The sequence below is a fragment of the Frankia sp. AgKG'84/4 genome, assembly GCF_023242965.2.
In the GTDB taxonomy this organism is placed as follows: domain Bacteria; phylum Actinomycetota; class Actinomycetes; order Frankiales; family Frankiaceae; genus Frankia.
The window spans coordinates 12,422-28,076 of record NZ_JALKFU020000015.1 but is presented as its reverse complement, the minus strand read 5'-3'; the positions used below and the strand labels follow the sequence as shown (position 1 = coordinate 28,076).

Below are 15,655 nucleotides of genomic sequence, written 5' to 3'. Positions count from 1 at the left end.
AAGGAGCGGGGCCTGTGGGCGGCGCACCTCGACCGTGAGCTCGGCGGTCAGGGGCTGGGGCAGGTGCGTCTCGCGCTCATGCACGAGATCCTCGGCCGCACGCCGTCGGCGCCGAGCCTGTTCGGCAACCAGGCGCCGGACTCCGGCAACAGCGAGCTGCTGGCCGTCGGGGCCAACGAGGAGCAGAAGGAGCGGTGGCTGTGGCCGCTGCTCGACGGTCGGCTCAGCTCGTCGTTCTCGCTCACCGAACCGGACACCGCCGGCTCCGACCCGACGCAGATCCGCACGACCGGCATCCTCGACGGGGACGCGTACGTCCTCAACGGTCGCAAGTGGTTCGCCTCGAACGCGGCCGACGCCGACTTCATCCTGGCGATGGTGGTGACGAACCCCGACGCCAAACCGCACGAGCGGGCGTCCATGATCTGCGTCGAGAAGGGGACGCCGGGCCTGAACATCGTCCGGGACGTCGGCACGATGAGCCACCCCTGGCCGCACCACAACGACGTGCATTCCGCCGGGCACGCCGAAATCCTCTTCGAGAACTGCCGGGTTCCGAAGGAGAACCTCATCGGCGCGCCGGGCGAGGGTTTCCTGCTGGCCCAGAAGCGGCTTTCGGGTGGGCGGATCCACCACGCGATGCGGTGGATAGGTCAGAGCCAGCGGGCGTTCGACATGATGTGCGAACGGGCGGTGAGTCGGACGGTGCGGGGCCGGCCGCTGGGGGACAACCAGTTCATCCAGGACTTCGTCACGGAGTCCCGCACGGAGATCGACGCGGCGCGGCTGCTCACCCTGCACGCCGCCTGGCACTGGGACACCTACGGCGCGTCGGCCAGCCGGGTGCAGATCGCCCAGATCAAGTACTGGGGCGCCCGGGTGCTGTACAACGTCATCGACCGGTCGATCCAGGTGCACGGCGCGATGGGGTTCTCCACGGATCTACCGCTGGAGGCGATGTACCGCAGCGCCCGCAACTACCGCATCAGCGACGGCGCGGACGAGGTGCACAAGGCCTTCATCGCCCGGCAGGTCCTCAAGGGCTACACCCCGGTGGACGGGTACCCGACCGACCATGTTCCGACGCGCCGCGCCGCGGCCGAAGAGCGCTTCGCTCACCTGCTCACCGCGGCGAGCGCCAATGCGTGACGAACTGGCGAGGTGGCTGGACCGCGACGACCTGGTGATCGAGCAGGTCTCCGGGGGAGCGTCGAACCTGACCTTCCGGGTCCGCACCGGGGACGACGACTGGATTCTGCGCCGCCCGCCGCTGCGGGCCGTGCTGGCCACGGCGAACGACATGCGCCGCGAATGGACCGCCCAACAGGCGCTGCACGGGTCGGCGGTGCCGGTGCCCCGGATCATCCGGACGTGCTCGGACGAATCGGTGATCGGCGCACCGTTCTACCTGATGGAACGCCTCGACGGCATCGTGTTCAGCGACGCGGGTGCCGTCGGGCACCTCACCCAGGCCGACGCGCGGGCCTGTTCGTTCGAGCTCGTCGACGTTCTCGTCCGGCTGCACGGCGTCGATCCCGCCGCGGTCGGACTCGCCGAGTTCGGCCGGCCGGCCGGCTTCATGCGGCGTCAGCTGTCCCGATGGCTGACGCAGTGGGAGAGGTCGAAGCGGCGGGAGCGTCCGGCGATCGACGAGATCGCCCGGCGCCTGGCCGCGGCCCTGCCCGCGGAAGGGCCGGCGGCGATCGTGCACGGGGACTACTCGTTCAACAACACGATGTTCTTCCGTGAACCACCGACCCGGATGCAGGCGCTGCTGGACTGGGAGCTGTCGACCCTCGGCGACCCGTTCACCGACGTCGGCACCCTCGCCGTCTACTGGGGTCGCGCCGGCGAGCTGATGTGGCGCTCGCGGCCGAACCCGCAGCCACACCGGGCGAACGCGGGCTTCCCGTCGACCGACGAGATCCTCGAGCGCTACGCCGCCACGAGCGGGCGCGACCTCGCCACCATCGGCTTCTACCAGGCCTTCGCGATGTACAAGCTGGCGGTGATCACGGAGGGGGTGCGGGCCCGCCAGGAGGCGACGCCCGGTCAGGTCGTGGACGACGACACGATCATCGGCGAACTCGCGGACCTGGCGCTCGAGACACTGCCGGGATGAAGGACCCCCTGCCCGCACGCGCGTCGTGACCGCCCGGACGTCGTGCGGGCTCAGAGGGGAGTAGGCGCCCCGGGCGCCGCGAGGGCCGCGCTGATCCATTCCTGGCAGGCCGCCCGCGCCCGGGGTCTGCTGATCAGGTTCGCGTCGACGAGCAGGCTCGCGGCGAGGCCGCGCAGCATGCTCTGGAGCAGGATCGCCGCGGTCGGCGGGTCGGTGTCCGCCCGGACCGAGCCGTCGAGCTGGCCCGCCGCGATCAGGTCGGCCCAGCCGTCGTGGCTGCGCCGGTCGGCCTCGACCATGCCCGCCACGGACGCCTCCGCGGGAAAGGTCGCCCCCCACATGACGATCAGCGCGCGGTCGTCGGTGGCGGGGTCCGCGAACCGTTCGAGATAGGTGTCGACGGCCGATCGCAGGCAGTCCAGGCCGGGGATGTCCTCGACATGGCGTCCGTCCCGCGTCGCGGCGGCGACCATGGCGTCGTTGATCCTGTTCTGGGCTCGTTGCGCGAGCCGGGCCAGGAGCATGTCCTTCGACCCGAAGTGGTGGTTGGGCAGGCCGCGGCTGGTTCCGGCGCGGGTGCCGATGCTCGCCAGCGACGCCCGTTCGACGCCGCGTTCGGCCACCAGCTCGGCCGCCGCGTCCAGCAGGGCCTCCTCGGACTCCTGCCGCCGGTCGATCTGCCGCCGGCGTCGGGTGGCGGTCGAATCCATGACGGCAGAGTACTTCTCCGCTCACCAGATGCCGTCGTTTCCCCGCTAACTTGTTGAACGCTTAACAAGTATGTTAGTTTGCTCGCACCGCAACACCTGGATCCGAGGGGACTCCCCGGGAACGACCGGAGGACGAGCAGATGGCCCTGTACGACATCGTGATCAAGGGTGGCACCGTCATCGACGGGCTCCGCACGCCTCGCTACAAGGCCGACGTGGCCATCAGGGACGGTCGGATCGTCCAGATCGGGGTCGTGGACGCCGCGGACAGCGCCGAGGTGGTCGACGCGACCGGCAGGATCGTCGCGCCCGGCGTCGTGGACATCCACACCCACTACGACAGCCAGCTCTTCTGGGACCCGTGGTGCACGATGTCGGGCTGGCACGGCGTCACCACCGTGCTCATCGGCAACTGCGGCTTCGGTTTCGCGCCGTGCCGGCCCGAGGACCAGGACCGCACGATGCTCAGCCTGTCCCGCAACGAGGCGGTGCCGGTCAAGACGATGCGCGCCGGCATGCCCTGGGACTGGGTCACCTACCCCGAGTTCCTCGACAGCGTCGAGCGGACGCCCAAGGGCGTGAACGTCATGTCGTTCGTCCCGCTGGCGCCGCTGTACGCCTATGTCGTCGGTGTCGACAAGGCCAAGCGGGACCGGGCGTCGGACGAGGAACTCGCGCGGATGTGCGCGCTGCTCGTCGAAAGCATGGAGGCCGGCGGGGCGGGGTGGAGCTCGCAGATCTCGGGCGACGCCTTCAACGTGCAGCTCGACTTCGACGGCACGCCGATGGTCACGGACATGATGACCGAACGTGAGATCACCGCGTTCTCCCGGGCGCTGCGCCAGGTCGGCCGCGGCACCACCCAGATGACCGGGCAGATCGAGACCGCGGCGCTCATCGCCCGCGAGAGCGGCCGCCCGACCATCTGGAACGCCCTCGCCCCCACCGGCTCGGTCAACCAGCACGGCGAGTCGCAGCTACCCCACCGGGCGATCATCGAACGCCTCGACGAGCTCAACGAGAAGGACGGCCTGCGGGTCTTCGCCTCCGCCCAGATCGTGCGCTTCCAGTCCGAGATCGTCCTGGAGAACTACAACCTCATGGACATCTCCCCGGCCTGGAAGGAGGCCGGCCTCGGCACGCTGGAGGAGAAGATCGCCAAGTTCGCCGACCCCGAGCGCCGCCCGGCGCTGCGGGCGGCGGTCGACCAGCTGGGCGGCGGTTTCGGTGCCGCCAGCTACCCGCTCGCCGAGATCACGGTCAACTGGATCACCAGTGACGCCCGCGACGCGCTGGCGCTCAAGGAGCGCTACGAGGGATTCACCATCGGCGAGATCGCCGCCCGCGAGGGCAAGCACCTGGTCGACGCGATGCTCGACATCGCCGTCGCCGGCGATCTCAACGTCGGGTTCGGCACGACGATGATCGACATGGACCCCGGGGCGGTCAGGGAGGTCGCGTCCGCCGCGGTGGCGTTGCCCGGCATCAGCGACGGCGGCGCGCACACCAAGTTCATCACCACCGGTCGCTTCGCCACCGAACTGCTCGGCCACTGGGTCCGCGAGCACGAGATCATGTCGCTCGAGGAGGCGCACTGGCGGCTGTCCGCCTACCCCGCGATGGCGGTCGGGCTGCGCGACCGGGGTTCCATCGCCGAGGGCCGACCCGCCGACATCATCGTCTACGACCCCGACACCGTCGACGCGCTGCCCCAGGAGCGGCTGTTCGACTATCCGGCCGGCGAATGGCGCCTCGTCCAGAAGGCCGTCGGCTACGACCGGATCATCGTGAACGGAAAGACCACCTTTGTTGACGGCGTCTGCACGGACGAGACGCCGGGCAAGCTGCTGCGCCACGGCACCGCCTGAGGGGGGGAGACGACGACATGAGCGAGTTGGCCACGGCCACGGAAATCCACCGATTGTTCGACGCGGACAACCACTACTGGGAGACCTCCGACGCGTTCACCCGGCACCGCGATCCGAAGTTCGCCGAGCGCGGGGTCCAGCTTCGGGACATCGACGGCCTGCTGCGGTATGTCGTCGACGGCGTGCCGATCGAGGTACTGCCCGGACCGGCCGATGTGCATCCGCGGCCGCTGCCCGGTGCCTTTCTCGACTTCTTCCAGGGCGGCACCAGCCGGGATGTGTTCGAGTCACGGTTCACCGAGCGGCCGGCCGACCATCCGGACTGGTTCGAACGCGACGCCCGGCTGCGCGTGATGGACACCCAGGGGCTCGACTACACCTGGCTGTTCCCGTCGCAGGGCGTGGTGGTCGAGCCCTACCTGCACAGTGACCTCGACGCGACGATCGAGTGCTACCGGGCCTTCAACCGGTGGCTCGAGGAGCAGTGGGGGTTCGCCTACCAGGACCGCATCTTCGCCGTCCCCTACATCACGATGTGCGATCCGGATGCGACGTTGCGCGAGCTCACATGGTGTCTCGACCGCGGCGCTCGGGTGGTGAACATCCGCTGCGGCGCGGCCGTCACGCGCGCCGGCAACCGGTCACCCGCCGACCCGATGTTCGACCGCTTCTGGGGCCTCGCGGCGGAATCGGGCATCGTCGTCGCCGTGCACGACGGCGAGGACAGCACCTACACGAAGATCTACGAGCTGATGGGCGAGGCCTGGGGCGAGCCGCACATGGGTGGCATCGCGCCCGGCGACACCGACACCATGGGTCAGTCCTCGACCTTCTCCGGTCTCATCAAGAACCGCGTCGTCCACGACTTCGCCTACGTCCTCGTCGCCCACCGGCTCTTCGAACGATTCCCGACGCTGAAGGTCTCCTTCGTGGAGTTCGGTGGCGCCTGGGTGCCGTCGCTGCTGCGGAGCCTGGACTACCTGGCGCACGGCGGAGGTTTCACGAGCAGTCCCCGCGATCAGTTCATCGAGCACTGCTGGGTTGCGCCGTTCGTCGAGGAGAACATCCAGGAGCTGGCCCGTCTCCTGCCCGTCGAACGCATTCTCTTCGGCTCCGACTGGCCCCACGGTGAGGGCTTTCCCGTTCCGAAGGACTTCCTTGCCAACGTCGCCGGATTCACACCGGACGAACAGCGGCGCATCATGTACGACAACGCCCGGGAGCTCACCTTTCCGCGCTGAGGCGGCACCGGGCACGGCCTTCGCGGGCCGTGCCCGGCCCGGCCGTGTCCACACCGGCCGGGCCGCGGTGTCGGTCGCGGGTGGTGAGGAAGTCGCTACGTCAAGCGGCCTTTCTGGCCTCGTCGCACCCCCCAGGGAGCGCCATCGCCGGTCGGCGGGTCTGGATCGGCCCTGGCGCCACATGGTCTTCGTCTGTATATTGACGCCGACGTCAATGTCTAACTTCGCCGATAGTGCCCGCGTTGACCGGGTGGCGTTGGTGGGGTCGGGCGGGACCTGGGGGTGCGGCCGCAGCCATGGAAAAAGTCGTTGTCGTCGGCTATCGGGCGGCCGGTGCGCCCGCGCTCGAACGCGCCGACATCGTCGCGCTCAACCACCGCCTGCTCGCGGAGCTCGACGTCGACCGGTATCCGGGGATCGCCCTGCAGGTCGAGGACCACGAGACGAGTCGGCGCTGGCAGGGGGAGCGGTTCACGGCCTCCCGTCGGGTCGCCGCGCTGCTCGGGGTGTGGGCCGAGTCGGCTGACGACCCGAGCGACGTGACGCGCCTGGTCGGCGAGGTGTGGCCGGACCACGCGGCAAGCGTGGTGACGGAGACCGTCATCCGGTGGCGGACCGGGCGCGCGACGAACCCGACGGAGCCACAGCCCGGCTGGACGGTGACCTCCCCGCTGTACCGCGCACCGTCGATGACCCGCGATGAGTTCGTGCGGCACTGGATCGACGTGCACCAGCCCATGTCGCTGCGGATCCACCCGCAGGACACCTACGTCCGCAACATCGTCACCCGGGTCCTGAGCCCCGCGGCCCCCCAGTTCGACGCCATCGCCGAGGAGGGCTTCGTCGCGGCCGAGGACATCCTGGAGCCGGCCCGGTTCTTCGGGGCCGACCTGCGCGGGACCACCTGGCGGGACAACGCCGCCGTGATCGGCGACGACGTGCGCCTCTTCCTCGACGCCCAGCACACGGCGGCGACGGCGATGCGCGAGTACCGGCTGCGGGAGATCAGGCGGCCGCGCGCCGGCGACGTGGCCGCACCGGAGCAGCTCTCCGCCCGGACCAGGACATGAAGGAGCACCCATGAGACTCGGCATGTCGCTGGCCAGCGGTAACCGCCCGCTGTCCGCCTTCCTCGACCAGATCTCCCACCACGAGGAGGCTGGCCTGGACACCGTGTGGTGCAGTCAGCTCTTCGGGATCGACGCCCTCACCGTCTTCGCGCTCGCCGGCGCGCGGACGACCCGCATCTCGTTCGGCACGGCCATCATCCCGACCTACTCCCGCCATCCGCTGCAGCTCGCCTCGGCGGCCCTCACCACCCAGGCCGCGACCGGCAACCGGCTGACCCTCGGCATCGGGTCCTCGCACCGCGCGCTCGTCACCGACGCGCTCGGCCTCGACTACCAGCGTCCCGCCGCCTACCTGCGGGAGTACCTCAGCGTCCTGCCCGGTCTGCTGCGCGGTGAACGCCTGTCCCACCGCGGTGAGCTGCTCAACGTCGACACCACCGGTACCTTCGGCCCGCCCCAGGTCGTGGGGGCCGAAGCGCCGCCCGTCCTCGTCGGCACGATGTTCCCGATCTCCCTGAAGATCGCCGGGACGTTCGCCGACGGCATCGTCACGTGGCTCGTCGGCCCGCGCGCCCTGGCCGACGAGGTGATTCCGACGGTCCGTGCCGCCGCGGCCGCGGCGGGTCGACCTCAGCCGCGCGTCGTCGCCGGCATACCCGCCGCCGTCTGCGCGTCAGCCGACGCCGCGGGGCACCGGGATCTGATCAACCGACGGCTCGCCGGCTTCACCGCGCTTCCCGTCTACCAGCAGGTACTCGCCCGTGAGCAGGTCACCGAGCCCGCGGACCTCGCCGCCGTCGGCGACGAGGAGGCGGTGGCCGCCCGGCTGGCGGCCTACGCCGAGGTGGGTGTCGACGAGGTGCACGGCATCTGCTTCGGCGACGACGCCACGCTTTTCCGCACGGCCGAGTTCTTCGGTGACCGCGCCCGCGCGAACGCCAGGACGGCATCGCCGGTGTGATCCAGCGTGTCGGTCGGGGGCGGCCGCGGCCATCCCCGTGGCGACGCCGACCGTGCCATCCGCGGTCGGGTCCAGATTGATGAGCCGAGAGACACCATCACAAGGAGTGCGGTCCATGAGCCAGCTGACAGATGAGGTCGCGCTTGTCACGGGTGCCGGGCGCGGCATCGGGCGCGCGATCGCGCTCCGCTTCGCCGAGGAGGGCGCGGCCGTCGTGGTGACGGCCCGGTCCAGCGATCAGATCGACGAGACAGTGGCTCTTATCAAGGCCGCCGGCGGCCGGGCCGCGGCGATCCCCGCCAACGTGACCGACCTGGACGCGGTGCAGGCGGTGCTGGACTTCACCAGGAAGGAGTTCGGCCCGGTCTCCCTGCTGGTGAACAACGCGGGCGGTGGCGTCCGCGGCTCGGCCGGCAAGTTCGAGACCATGGAGCCGTCGGCCGTCGTTCGTGGCCTGAACGTGAACCTCGTCGCGGCGATGCTGACGACCCGGCTGGCGTTGCCGGACATGATCGCGGCCAGCCATGGGCGCATCATCAACATGGCCAGCGGTGCGGGCATGCTCGCCATGCCCTACGTGGTTCCCTACGGTGTCGCCAAGACCGGTGTCATCCGGTTCTCCGAGATGCTCGCCCTCGAAATGGAAGGGCGCGGCATCTCGGTCTTCTCGATCACCCCGGGCAATGTGCTCAGCAAACTGACCGACCCGATCTGGCCGCAGCGCGAGACGCTCGCGGCGAACCCGCCCGAGGGCTTCTCGTGGATCTTCCCGCCGGGCCACGAGCTGGAGGACAAGGGCTGGTACCCGCCGGAGCGGGCGGCGGAGCTCTGCGCCTTTCTCGCCTCCGGCCGGGCAGACGCGGTGTCCGGACGCTTCTTCTCCGTCCACTACGACGAGGTCGAGATCGCCGCCCAGGCGGAACGCGTCGTCAGCGACGAGCTCTACACACTGCGCCTCCAGACGCTCGCCGGCCCGGAGCCGGCCATCATCTACGGCGACCGAGCGAAGAAGTAGTCCCGACGCCCGGCAGGCAACGGGCACACCGGTGTCCCCTGGTGGCGCGCGACCAGGGGACACCGTCCTGGGGCCACCAGGGGATCCGGCGGCGCAGGTGGCGTAGGGCCCTGTCCGACCGTGTAACATCTGCTGTGTGCGGGTGAGACACCCCGCGCTTGCAGGGCGCGAACCCGAAGCCACAGTTGCCGATCACCACGCTGGTGACGTCGGCCTTGTAGCGGGGGGTCTGCAAGCCATCGATGACCGTTCCACCTTTGATCACAAGGTCGTAGAGCGGCATGGCATCATCGCGCACCTCTCGAAGCTCGACATCGACCTCGATATTGAGCCTGATAGTGACGTGGCACACAGCCGCGGTCAAGTGCGACCTTGTTTTCCTCCCGATCGCCGCGGACACCGGACTGACCGTTCAGACTGGCCTGTTGCTCTCGAAACAGCCTGTCGCGAGGCCGCCGGACCAGCACCGGACAGTCGATCATCGTCGACGCCGGCGGCGTGATGCTCGGAGGAGCGAAGCACCACGCCAGCGCGGATCACGGCCCGTTCAGCCCGCCGATGCGGCGACCTTGGCGGCCCATCGGTAGTCGGCCTTTCCCGCCCCGGTCCGCTGGATCGCGTCGACGAACACCCATGCCTTCGGAAGTTTGTAGCGGGCGACGTGCCGTGCGGCCTCCGCGGCGAGATCGTCCTCTGCCGCGGTCGCGCCGTCGCGCAGGTGAACGATCGCGACGACCTCCTGACCCCAGCGCTGCGATGGCCGGGAGGCGACCACCACGTCGGAGACGTCGGGATGGGCGATGATCGCTGCCTCGACCTCCTCGGCGAAGATCTTCTCCCCACCCGAGTTGATGGTCATCGAGTCGCGGCCGAGCAGTTTGATCGTGCCGTCGGCCAGCCACTGGGCCCGGTCGCCGGGGACCACCATCCGCTCGCCGGCGACGACGGGGAAAGCCTGGGCCGTCTTCGCCGGATCACCGAGGTACCCCAGCGGAATGTCTTCCCGCTTCGCCAGCCAGCCGACGTCGTCCGCTCCGGGACCGAGCACGCTGTCGAAGTCCGCGGACACGACCACGGACCCCGCGACAGGATAGAAGGCGCCGGTCGAACCCGGGCCTGTCGCCGTGATGGTCCGCACGGCCTGACCACCACCCTCCGACGAACCGACGCTCTCGACGAGAGTCACCGCCGGCATGCGGGCAAGGAGCCGTGTTTCCACCGCAGGGGTCAGCGCCATGCCGCCGGACAGGATCGTGCGCAGGGATGAGAGGTCGTAGTCGCCGCGTTCCATCTCCTCGATGATCGGTCGGGCGAACGCGTCGCCGATCATCTGCAGGTACGTCACCCGCTCCCGACCGACCACGGAACAGACATCGGTCGGGTCGAGGCGCTCGACATTGTCCTGGATCACCACCGTCCCGCCCTGGTTCAGGCCCAGCAGGGCCGTCCAGTGGCCGGCGCCGTGCATGTAGGGAGAGGCCGCGAGCACCACGTGGGGCGTCGGATTCGTCGCCGCGAACTCGGCGAGCTCGTCCAGTGTCCGCCAGGGTTGCCGGGTGATCGGGTTTCGCCCGCCCAGGGCCGTGCGATGGACGTCGGCCTGGCGCCACAGCACCCCCTTGGGCGCGCCGGTGGTGCCGCCGGTGTAGACGATGTACAGGTCGTCGGGAGACCAGTCCGGCGCCCACTGGGGAATCGAGGTGGGGGCTTCGGCGAGGGCCTCCTCGTACCATTCGGCGCCGGGGAGAAGCTCGTTGCCGGAGCCGTCCTCCAGCTGCAGCAGGACCCGCAGCTCGGGGAGGTCGGCCAGTACCTCGGCCAGCGTCGGAGCGAACGCCGAGTGATACAGAATCGCTTTCGCGGCGCTGTTCCGCAGGACGTAGCGCAGTTCCTCGGCGACGTACCGGTAGTTCACGTTCACCGGGACGACCCGGGCCTTGAACGCCCCGATCATCGCTTCGAGGTACTCGTTGCCGTTGTACGCGTAGACGGCGAGATGATCCTGATGGGATTCGTACGGTCCCAGGCCGGCGCGTCCCTGTGGCCGAGCGCCAAGGCCGCGGTCGTGCAGGACATGCGCGAGCTGCCGGGTGCGGGTGGTCAGCTGTGCGTGGGTGAACCTGCGGTCGCGGAACACTATCGCGGCTCGGTCGGGGACCTGCTCGGCAACGGCTTCGCTCACCGCCGCGAGACTGTGCTGCGAGGTCGTCCTGTCGGTGGTCATCAGGAGCGGCCGCTCGCCGTTGTCGTGAGCCCGCGCCGCGCCTGGGCATGTTCCGCGATGGGAGCGTCGCCCGCGCCGGCGTAATCCGCGAGGATCTGGCGGTGCGCGGCCTGGCAGCCGATCTCGTTGCGGCCGAGCACGACATCGGTGTGGCCCGCGGCGAGGCCCTTTCCGGAACGTTCCAGGACGACCGCGTCCTCGTCGCGGACGACGGCCTGAATCTGGGGAACGTAATCCTTGAAGAAGGCGGCCACCCCGTCGTCGGACAGTGGAAACCGGGACAGGACGGTATGGCGGACGGTGCTGCTCGCCGGGGTCGAACCGGGGTAGAACTGCAGCAACTCGGCGCCCAGCGGTGAGGTGGAGATCACTGAACACGGGTGGATGTAGTAGATGCAGGTCATGTTCTCGCCCTCGGTCGGTTCCGGGCCGGTGCCCAGGCTGCGCAGGGGCACACCGAGCCGGTGATGGCGGCCGAACTGGTCGAACGTCACGATGTTCGAGATGGTGCCCCGACCGACGAGTGATCCGCCGTGGACGTAGGGGAAGTGGTAGGTCTCCTGGAATGCCTCGAGGGCGCATTTCCAGTTCGACTCCAGCGGGAGTTCCATCGTCGCGGTGACCTCGTGGTGGTCGAAGTCCCAGGCCGCGAGCTCCTGGTCCAGCGGTCCGAGGTGCCGCGCGACGTCGATCACACCGGCCGGGTCGCGCACGGCCCAGACAAATCCGTGGCGGACCTCGCTCGGGAGCTCGACGAGCCCGTGCGCGGCGGGGTCGAGGTCGTCGAATCCCTGTCGCCGGTCGGGTATCCCCACGAGTGCGCCGTCAGTGTCATATGCCCAGTTGTGGTATGGGCAGGTGAAGCGGCGGGTGCAGCCCGAGCCCTCCGCGACCATCGCGCCGCGGTGCCGGCAGGCGTTGACCAGCACCCGGACCTTCCCGCCGCCGCCGCGAACGACGATCACCGGCGTGCCCAGCAGATCCAAGGTCAGGAAGCTCCCCGCCTCGGGAACCGCGGAGCTGTGGGTGACGATCAGCGGCGCGGAGAACGTCGTCCGTCGCTCCACGACGGCGACTGCCGGGTCGGTGTAGTTCGCGTTGGGGATCCGCATCGTCGACGGCGCCAGGTCGCCTACTCCAGCGAGGACCGCGGTGTGCGCCCTCGGGGTGAGTTCGCGGATCGGGAGTGGAGGAGGTCCGTTGCCCATTCTGAAGCCCTTCAGGCGGTGTTTTAGTGGAACGGCTGCAGGCTGTTGGCGACGATCCACATGGAGAAGTACTGGCTCTGCGCGCCGTAGGCCATGCCGAGGGCGACCTTGGCGCCGTCGACCTGGTGCTCGCCCGCGCCGCCCCGTACCTGGTTCGCCGCCTCGGCGAAACGCAGCAGGCCGGAGGCGCCGATGGGGTTGGTCGACAGCACGCCGCCGGAGGGGTTGATGGGAAGGCGCCCGCCGATCTCGGTGTCGCCCTTGTCGACCAGCTGCCAGCCCTCGCCCTCGTCCGCGAGCGCGTGGGCCTCCAGCCAGATCGGTTCGTGCCAGGAGAACGGCACGTAGAGCTCGGCCACGTCGATCTGCTCACGGGGGTTCGTGATGCCGGCTTCCTGATAGACGTCGTCCGCGCACTGCAGGCAGGCACGGGGTCGGACGGGATCCCGGCCGGGGAACCCGCCCGCCTCGCTGCGGGAGGACATGCCGAGGATCCACGCCGGCGGACGGTTGTCGGCCGCCGCGGCCCGGGCGCCCTCCTCGTCGGTGATGACGACCGCGCAGGCTCCGTCGGAGGACGGGCAGGACTCCAGGTACCGGATCGGATCCCACATCATGGGCGAGTCCCGTACCTTCTCGATCGAGATGTCCTCGATCCTGAGGTGGGCGTAGGGGTTCTTCAGCGCGTTGAGGCGATCCTTGACCGCGACCGTCCACCCGATGTGCTCCGGTGCGCCGCTGCGGTGGATGTAGGCGCGGACGAAGGGGGCGAAGGAGCCACCGGCGCCGAGGGAGGCGCCCCGCCCGGAGCCGAGGGCGAACTGGGCGTTGCCCTCGGACTGCTTCTCGAAGGCGACCGCGAGCACGGTGCGGTGTTTGCCGGCCCGCACGTGCGAGGCCGCGACCAGCCCGGTGGTCCCCCCCACCGAGCCGGCGGTGTGGACCCGGAACATGGGCTTGCCCACGGCGCCGAGCGCGTCCGAGAGGTAGAGCTCGGGCTTCATCACGCCTTCGAACAGGTCCGGCGCCTTGCCGAGGACGACGGCGTCGATGTCGGCCATCGTCATCCGGGCGTCGTCGAGGGCCCGGAAGACCGCCTCCCGCACGAGGCCGCCGAACGACACGTCGCGCCGTCGCGACTTGTGATGGGTCTGGCCGACGCCGACCACCGCGCAGGGAATCATGACCGGCCCTCCAGCACACAGATGAGGTTTTGCTGCAGGCACGGCCCGCTCGTCGCGTGGCCCAGCGCCCGGGTACCCCCGGCGAAGACGTGATCGGCCGCGTAGCCGATCCGCGCCAGCCCGGTGGCCATGATCGGATTGGCCCGCAGGGCACCCCCCGACGGGTTGACGCTCACGTCGTCGCCGAGGTCCAGCACGTGCCGCAGCAGCAGCTCCTCGTGCGTGAACGAGGCCTGCAGCTCGGCGACCTCGACCCCACGGTCGTCGAGTCCCGCCTCCCGGGCCGCGATCCGGGTGGACGGCGAGTCGTCGAGGCGGCGCAACGCCGGGTTGTGGCACTCCGTCCGGTGGTCGAAACCGGTGATGTAGGCGGGGCGTTCGACGAGCTGGCGGGCCCGGTCGCCGGTCGCCAGGACCATGGCGACGGCGCCGTCGGTGATGGGCGGCAGGTCGTGGCGGCGCAACGGCTCGCGGACGTACTCACCGGCGAGCAGCTCGTCGACGGTGCCCTTCCCCCGGCTGCGGATCGAGACCTCGGCCATGGCTCGTTCGTCGGCGAGGCCGGCGGCGATCACCGCTCGGGCCTGCAACGCGGCGAACGTGACCAGGTCGGCTCCCAGCGGGGCGAGCACATAGGGGTCCATCTCCATCGGGTAGATCAGCGAAGGGTCGCCGGTGGAGGAGCGACCCGACCCGGTCACGACCGCGATCTCGATGTCGCCCTCGTGCAGCCGAAGCCACGCCTCGTAGAGCGCCCAGGCGCCGTCCATCTCGACGTGCGAGTCGCGCTTGGGGGGCCAGGCGCCGATCGCGTCGAGGTTGGCGACGAACGAGAACGCCTGCCCGGTGATGTAGTCGCACGACCCGAGACAGGTGAAGTCGACGTCGGCCCGGGTGAGGCCCAGCGGGGTGAGCGCGTCGGTGATGGCGCTCATCAGCATCTGGGTCTCGTTCTGGTCGGTGCGCCGCTCGATCGCGGCCTGCGCCCACCCGATGACAGCGATGTCCGTGCTCGTCCTGGGCTGGCTGGTACTGGTACTGGTAGCGGTCATCAGTAGATCCGATTCACGAGGTCGGGGTCGTGCGCGTCCGGCTCTCCGCTGGGCGTCCAACCGAGCAGGCTGCCCATCGGGCGGCCGATGCCGCTGAAGGTGTCGACCGGTGCGTCCGCGGGCGCCCAGACGGCGGTGACCCGGACGCCCACGTGGATGTCGTGCACCGGAAGGTCGATGACGGGCTGGTAGGTAAGAACCACCTCGGTGTCATCGAGCAGGACGAACACCCGCGCGAACGGCTCGGTCTCGGTCTGCCCCGGATAGCGCACAGGCTCGACCACGATGAAGTTCGTCAGGGTACCCGTGGTCGGGAGGTCGACCTCCGCGTCCGGGCCGAGCTCCAGGGCGTCGACCGGGCAGTAGGGCCGGTCGCCGCCCACGTACACCCGCTCGCAGGTCGGGCAGCGCAGCCCGACGAGGCGCCGCTCCCGGGTCGCCGCGACGGCACGATCGGCCATCTCCGGGACCGGCGTGCTGTAGGTGACCGCGGCCGTGTAGTCCATCAGCTCGACCGGCTGACCCGGCGCACCGGCGTCGGGGCCGTCGACCTGGGCGTCCTCGCCGGGGACGAAGCACGCGATGTCGGTGATGTGGCCGACCCGGCGGCCGCGCCAGCGAGGCGCCACCCGCATGCCCGCGCGGACCGCGGCGGGCGACCCGGTGTCCACCGCGTGCAGCAGCGGGACGGACGCGCCGTCCAGGCGGATGAAGGCGAACGCGAAGGGACGGTCGAGCGGATGCGCCTCGGTCGGTTCCGGTACCCAGGTCCATGCCTCGACGGTGCCGGCCGGACCGACCTCCACCAGCTCGGCGGCCAGTTCGGCGCCGGACACGGGATCCCATTCCATCGGCGGTACCAGCACGCCCGAGCCGCTGCGCACGCCGAGAATGCGCTTGTCCGCGAGCGCCGTCATGAACGCGCCCGTCACCGGCCCCAGCGACCGCTTGTACGGGAAGGTGATGGTGCTTTCGACAAACCTGGTCATGGAACCTCTCA

Annotated in this window: 13 protein-coding genes; 7 read left to right on the top strand and 6 right to left on the bottom strand. The window is 70.0% G+C overall.

Going from position 1 to position 15,655, the window contains the following annotated elements; all coding sequences use genetic code 11:
• The coding region (locus MXD58_RS02780; protein WP_250609012.1) for an acyl-CoA dehydrogenase family protein at window positions 1-1,149 on the top strand (1,149 nt) is incomplete at its 5' end.
• Window positions 1,142-2,122 carry a phosphotransferase family protein gene (locus MXD58_RS02775; RefSeq protein WP_248840991.1) on the top strand — a complete coding sequence of 327 codons (981 nt, stop codon included), beginning with the start codon at window positions 1,142-1,144 and terminating at the stop codon, window positions 2,120-2,122. The genes MXD58_RS02780 and MXD58_RS02775, both read left to right, overlap by 8 nt.
• A 50-nt stretch (window positions 2,123-2,172) precedes the next feature.
• On the opposite strand, the gene MXD58_RS02770 is transcribed toward MXD58_RS02775, so the two are convergent.
• Window positions 2,173-2,832 (bottom strand): TetR/AcrR family transcriptional regulator, encoded by a 660-nt coding sequence (locus MXD58_RS02770; RefSeq protein WP_248840992.1) that lies wholly within the window; start codon window positions 2,830-2,832, stop codon window positions 2,173-2,175.
• Between the two features lie 140 nt (window positions 2,833-2,972).
• On the opposite strand from MXD58_RS02770, the gene MXD58_RS02765 reads away from it, so the two are divergent.
• The 5 genes from MXD58_RS02765 to MXD58_RS02745 all read left to right on the top strand — a co-directional run bounded on the left by MXD58_RS02765 (window position 2,973) and on the right by MXD58_RS02745 (window position 8,987).
• Window positions 2,973-4,700 (top strand): N-acyl-D-amino-acid deacylase family protein, encoded by a 1,728-nt coding sequence (locus tag MXD58_RS02765; RefSeq protein WP_248840993.1) that lies wholly within the window; start codon window positions 2,973-2,975, stop codon window positions 4,698-4,700.
• Window positions 4,701-4,717: 17 nt separating this feature from the next.
• Entirely contained in the window at window positions 4,718-5,941 is a 1,224-nt protein-coding gene (locus MXD58_RS02760) for an amidohydrolase family protein (RefSeq protein ID WP_248840994.1), read from the top strand.
• A gap of 296 nt (window positions 5,942-6,237) precedes the next feature.
• Window positions 6,238-7,011: an EthD domain-containing protein gene (locus MXD58_RS02755; RefSeq protein WP_248820360.1), complete on the top strand. Its 774-nt coding sequence runs from the start codon at window positions 6,238-6,240 to the stop codon at window positions 7,009-7,011.
• A 10-nt stretch (window positions 7,012-7,021) separates the two neighbouring features.
• The gene (locus tag MXD58_RS02750; RefSeq protein WP_248820361.1) at window positions 7,022-7,972 is read left to right on the top strand and encodes a TIGR03564 family F420-dependent LLM class oxidoreductase; all 951 of its coding nucleotides are present in this window, start codon (window positions 7,022-7,024) and stop codon (window positions 7,970-7,972) included.
• Window positions 7,973-8,087: 115 nt separating this feature from the next.
• On the top strand, window positions 8,088-8,987 hold the full coding sequence (locus MXD58_RS02745) for an SDR family NAD(P)-dependent oxidoreductase (protein ID WP_248820362.1): 900 nt from the start codon (window positions 8,088-8,090) through the stop codon (window positions 8,985-8,987).
• A 547-nt stretch (window positions 8,988-9,534) separates the two neighbouring features.
• On the opposite strand, the gene MXD58_RS02740 is transcribed toward MXD58_RS02745, so the two are convergent.
• Genes MXD58_RS02740 through MXD58_RS02720 form a run of 5 tightly spaced genes read right to left on the bottom strand, consistent with a single transcriptional unit; the run spans window position 9,535 to window position 15,644 of the window.
• On the bottom strand, window positions 9,535-11,211 hold the full coding sequence (locus tag MXD58_RS02740; RefSeq protein ID WP_250609011.1) for an acyl-CoA synthetase: 1,677 nt from the start codon (window positions 11,209-11,211) through the stop codon (window positions 9,535-9,537).
• Complete coding sequence (locus tag MXD58_RS02735) at window positions 11,211-12,419, bottom strand: aromatic ring-hydroxylating oxygenase subunit alpha (protein ID WP_248840996.1); 1,209 nt, start codon at window positions 12,417-12,419, stop codon at window positions 11,211-11,213. The genes MXD58_RS02740 and MXD58_RS02735 overlap by 1 nt, the downstream gene beginning before the upstream one ends.
• Before the next feature lie 23 nt (window positions 12,420-12,442).
• On the bottom strand, window positions 12,443-13,603 hold the full coding sequence (locus MXD58_RS02730) for a thiolase family protein (RefSeq protein ID WP_248819872.1): 1,161 nt from the start codon (window positions 13,601-13,603) through the stop codon (window positions 12,443-12,445).
• Window positions 13,600-14,655 (bottom strand): thiolase family protein, encoded by a 1,056-nt coding sequence (locus MXD58_RS02725; protein WP_248819874.1) that lies wholly within the window; start codon window positions 14,653-14,655, stop codon window positions 13,600-13,602. The genes MXD58_RS02730 and MXD58_RS02725 overlap by 4 nt, the downstream gene beginning before the upstream one ends.
• On the bottom strand, window positions 14,655-15,644 hold the full coding sequence (locus MXD58_RS02720) for a Zn-ribbon domain-containing OB-fold protein (RefSeq protein WP_248819876.1): 990 nt from the start codon (window positions 15,642-15,644) through the stop codon (window positions 14,655-14,657). The genes MXD58_RS02725 and MXD58_RS02720 overlap by 1 nt, the downstream gene beginning before the upstream one ends.
• Window positions 15,645-15,655: the final 11 nt, after the last annotated feature.

Bases quoted from the DNA above. Each gene is read 5' to 3' on its own strand.
- MXD58_RS02760 (WP_248840994.1), top strand. From the start codon at position 4,718: ATGAGCGAGTTGGCCACGGCCACGGAAATCCACCGATTGTTCGACGCG.
- MXD58_RS02725 (WP_248819874.1), bottom strand. From the start codon at position 14,655: ATGACCGCTACCAGTACCAGTACCAGCCAGCCCAGGACGAGCACGGAC.
- MXD58_RS02765 (WP_248840993.1), top strand. From the start codon at position 2,973: ATGGCCCTGTACGACATCGTGATCAAGGGTGGCACCGTCATCGACGGG.
- MXD58_RS02775 (WP_248840991.1), top strand. From the start codon at position 1,142: ATGCGTGACGAACTGGCGAGGTGGCTGGACCGCGACGACCTGGTGATC.
- MXD58_RS02735 (WP_248840996.1), bottom strand. From the start codon at position 12,419: ATGGGCAACGGACCTCCTCCACTCCCGATCCGCGAACTCACCCCGAGG.
- MXD58_RS02740 (WP_250609011.1), bottom strand. From the start codon at position 11,211: ATGACCACCGACAGGACGACCTCGCAGCACAGTCTCGCGGCGGTGAGC.
- MXD58_RS02770 (WP_248840992.1), bottom strand. From the start codon at position 2,832: ATGGATTCGACCGCCACCCGACGCCGGCGGCAGATCGACCGGCGGCAG.
- MXD58_RS02755 (WP_248820360.1), top strand. From the start codon at position 6,238: ATGGAAAAAGTCGTTGTCGTCGGCTATCGGGCGGCCGGTGCGCCCGCG.
- MXD58_RS02720 (WP_248819876.1), bottom strand. From the start codon at position 15,644: ATGACCAGGTTTGTCGAAAGCACCATCACCTTCCCGTACAAGCGGTCG.
- MXD58_RS02730 (WP_248819872.1), bottom strand. From the start codon at position 13,603: ATGATTCCCTGCGCGGTGGTCGGCGTCGGCCAGACCCATCACAAGTCG.
- MXD58_RS02750 (WP_248820361.1), top strand. From the start codon at position 7,022: ATGAGACTCGGCATGTCGCTGGCCAGCGGTAACCGCCCGCTGTCCGCC.
- MXD58_RS02745 (WP_248820362.1), top strand. From the start codon at position 8,088: ATGAGCCAGCTGACAGATGAGGTCGCGCTTGTCACGGGTGCCGGGCGC.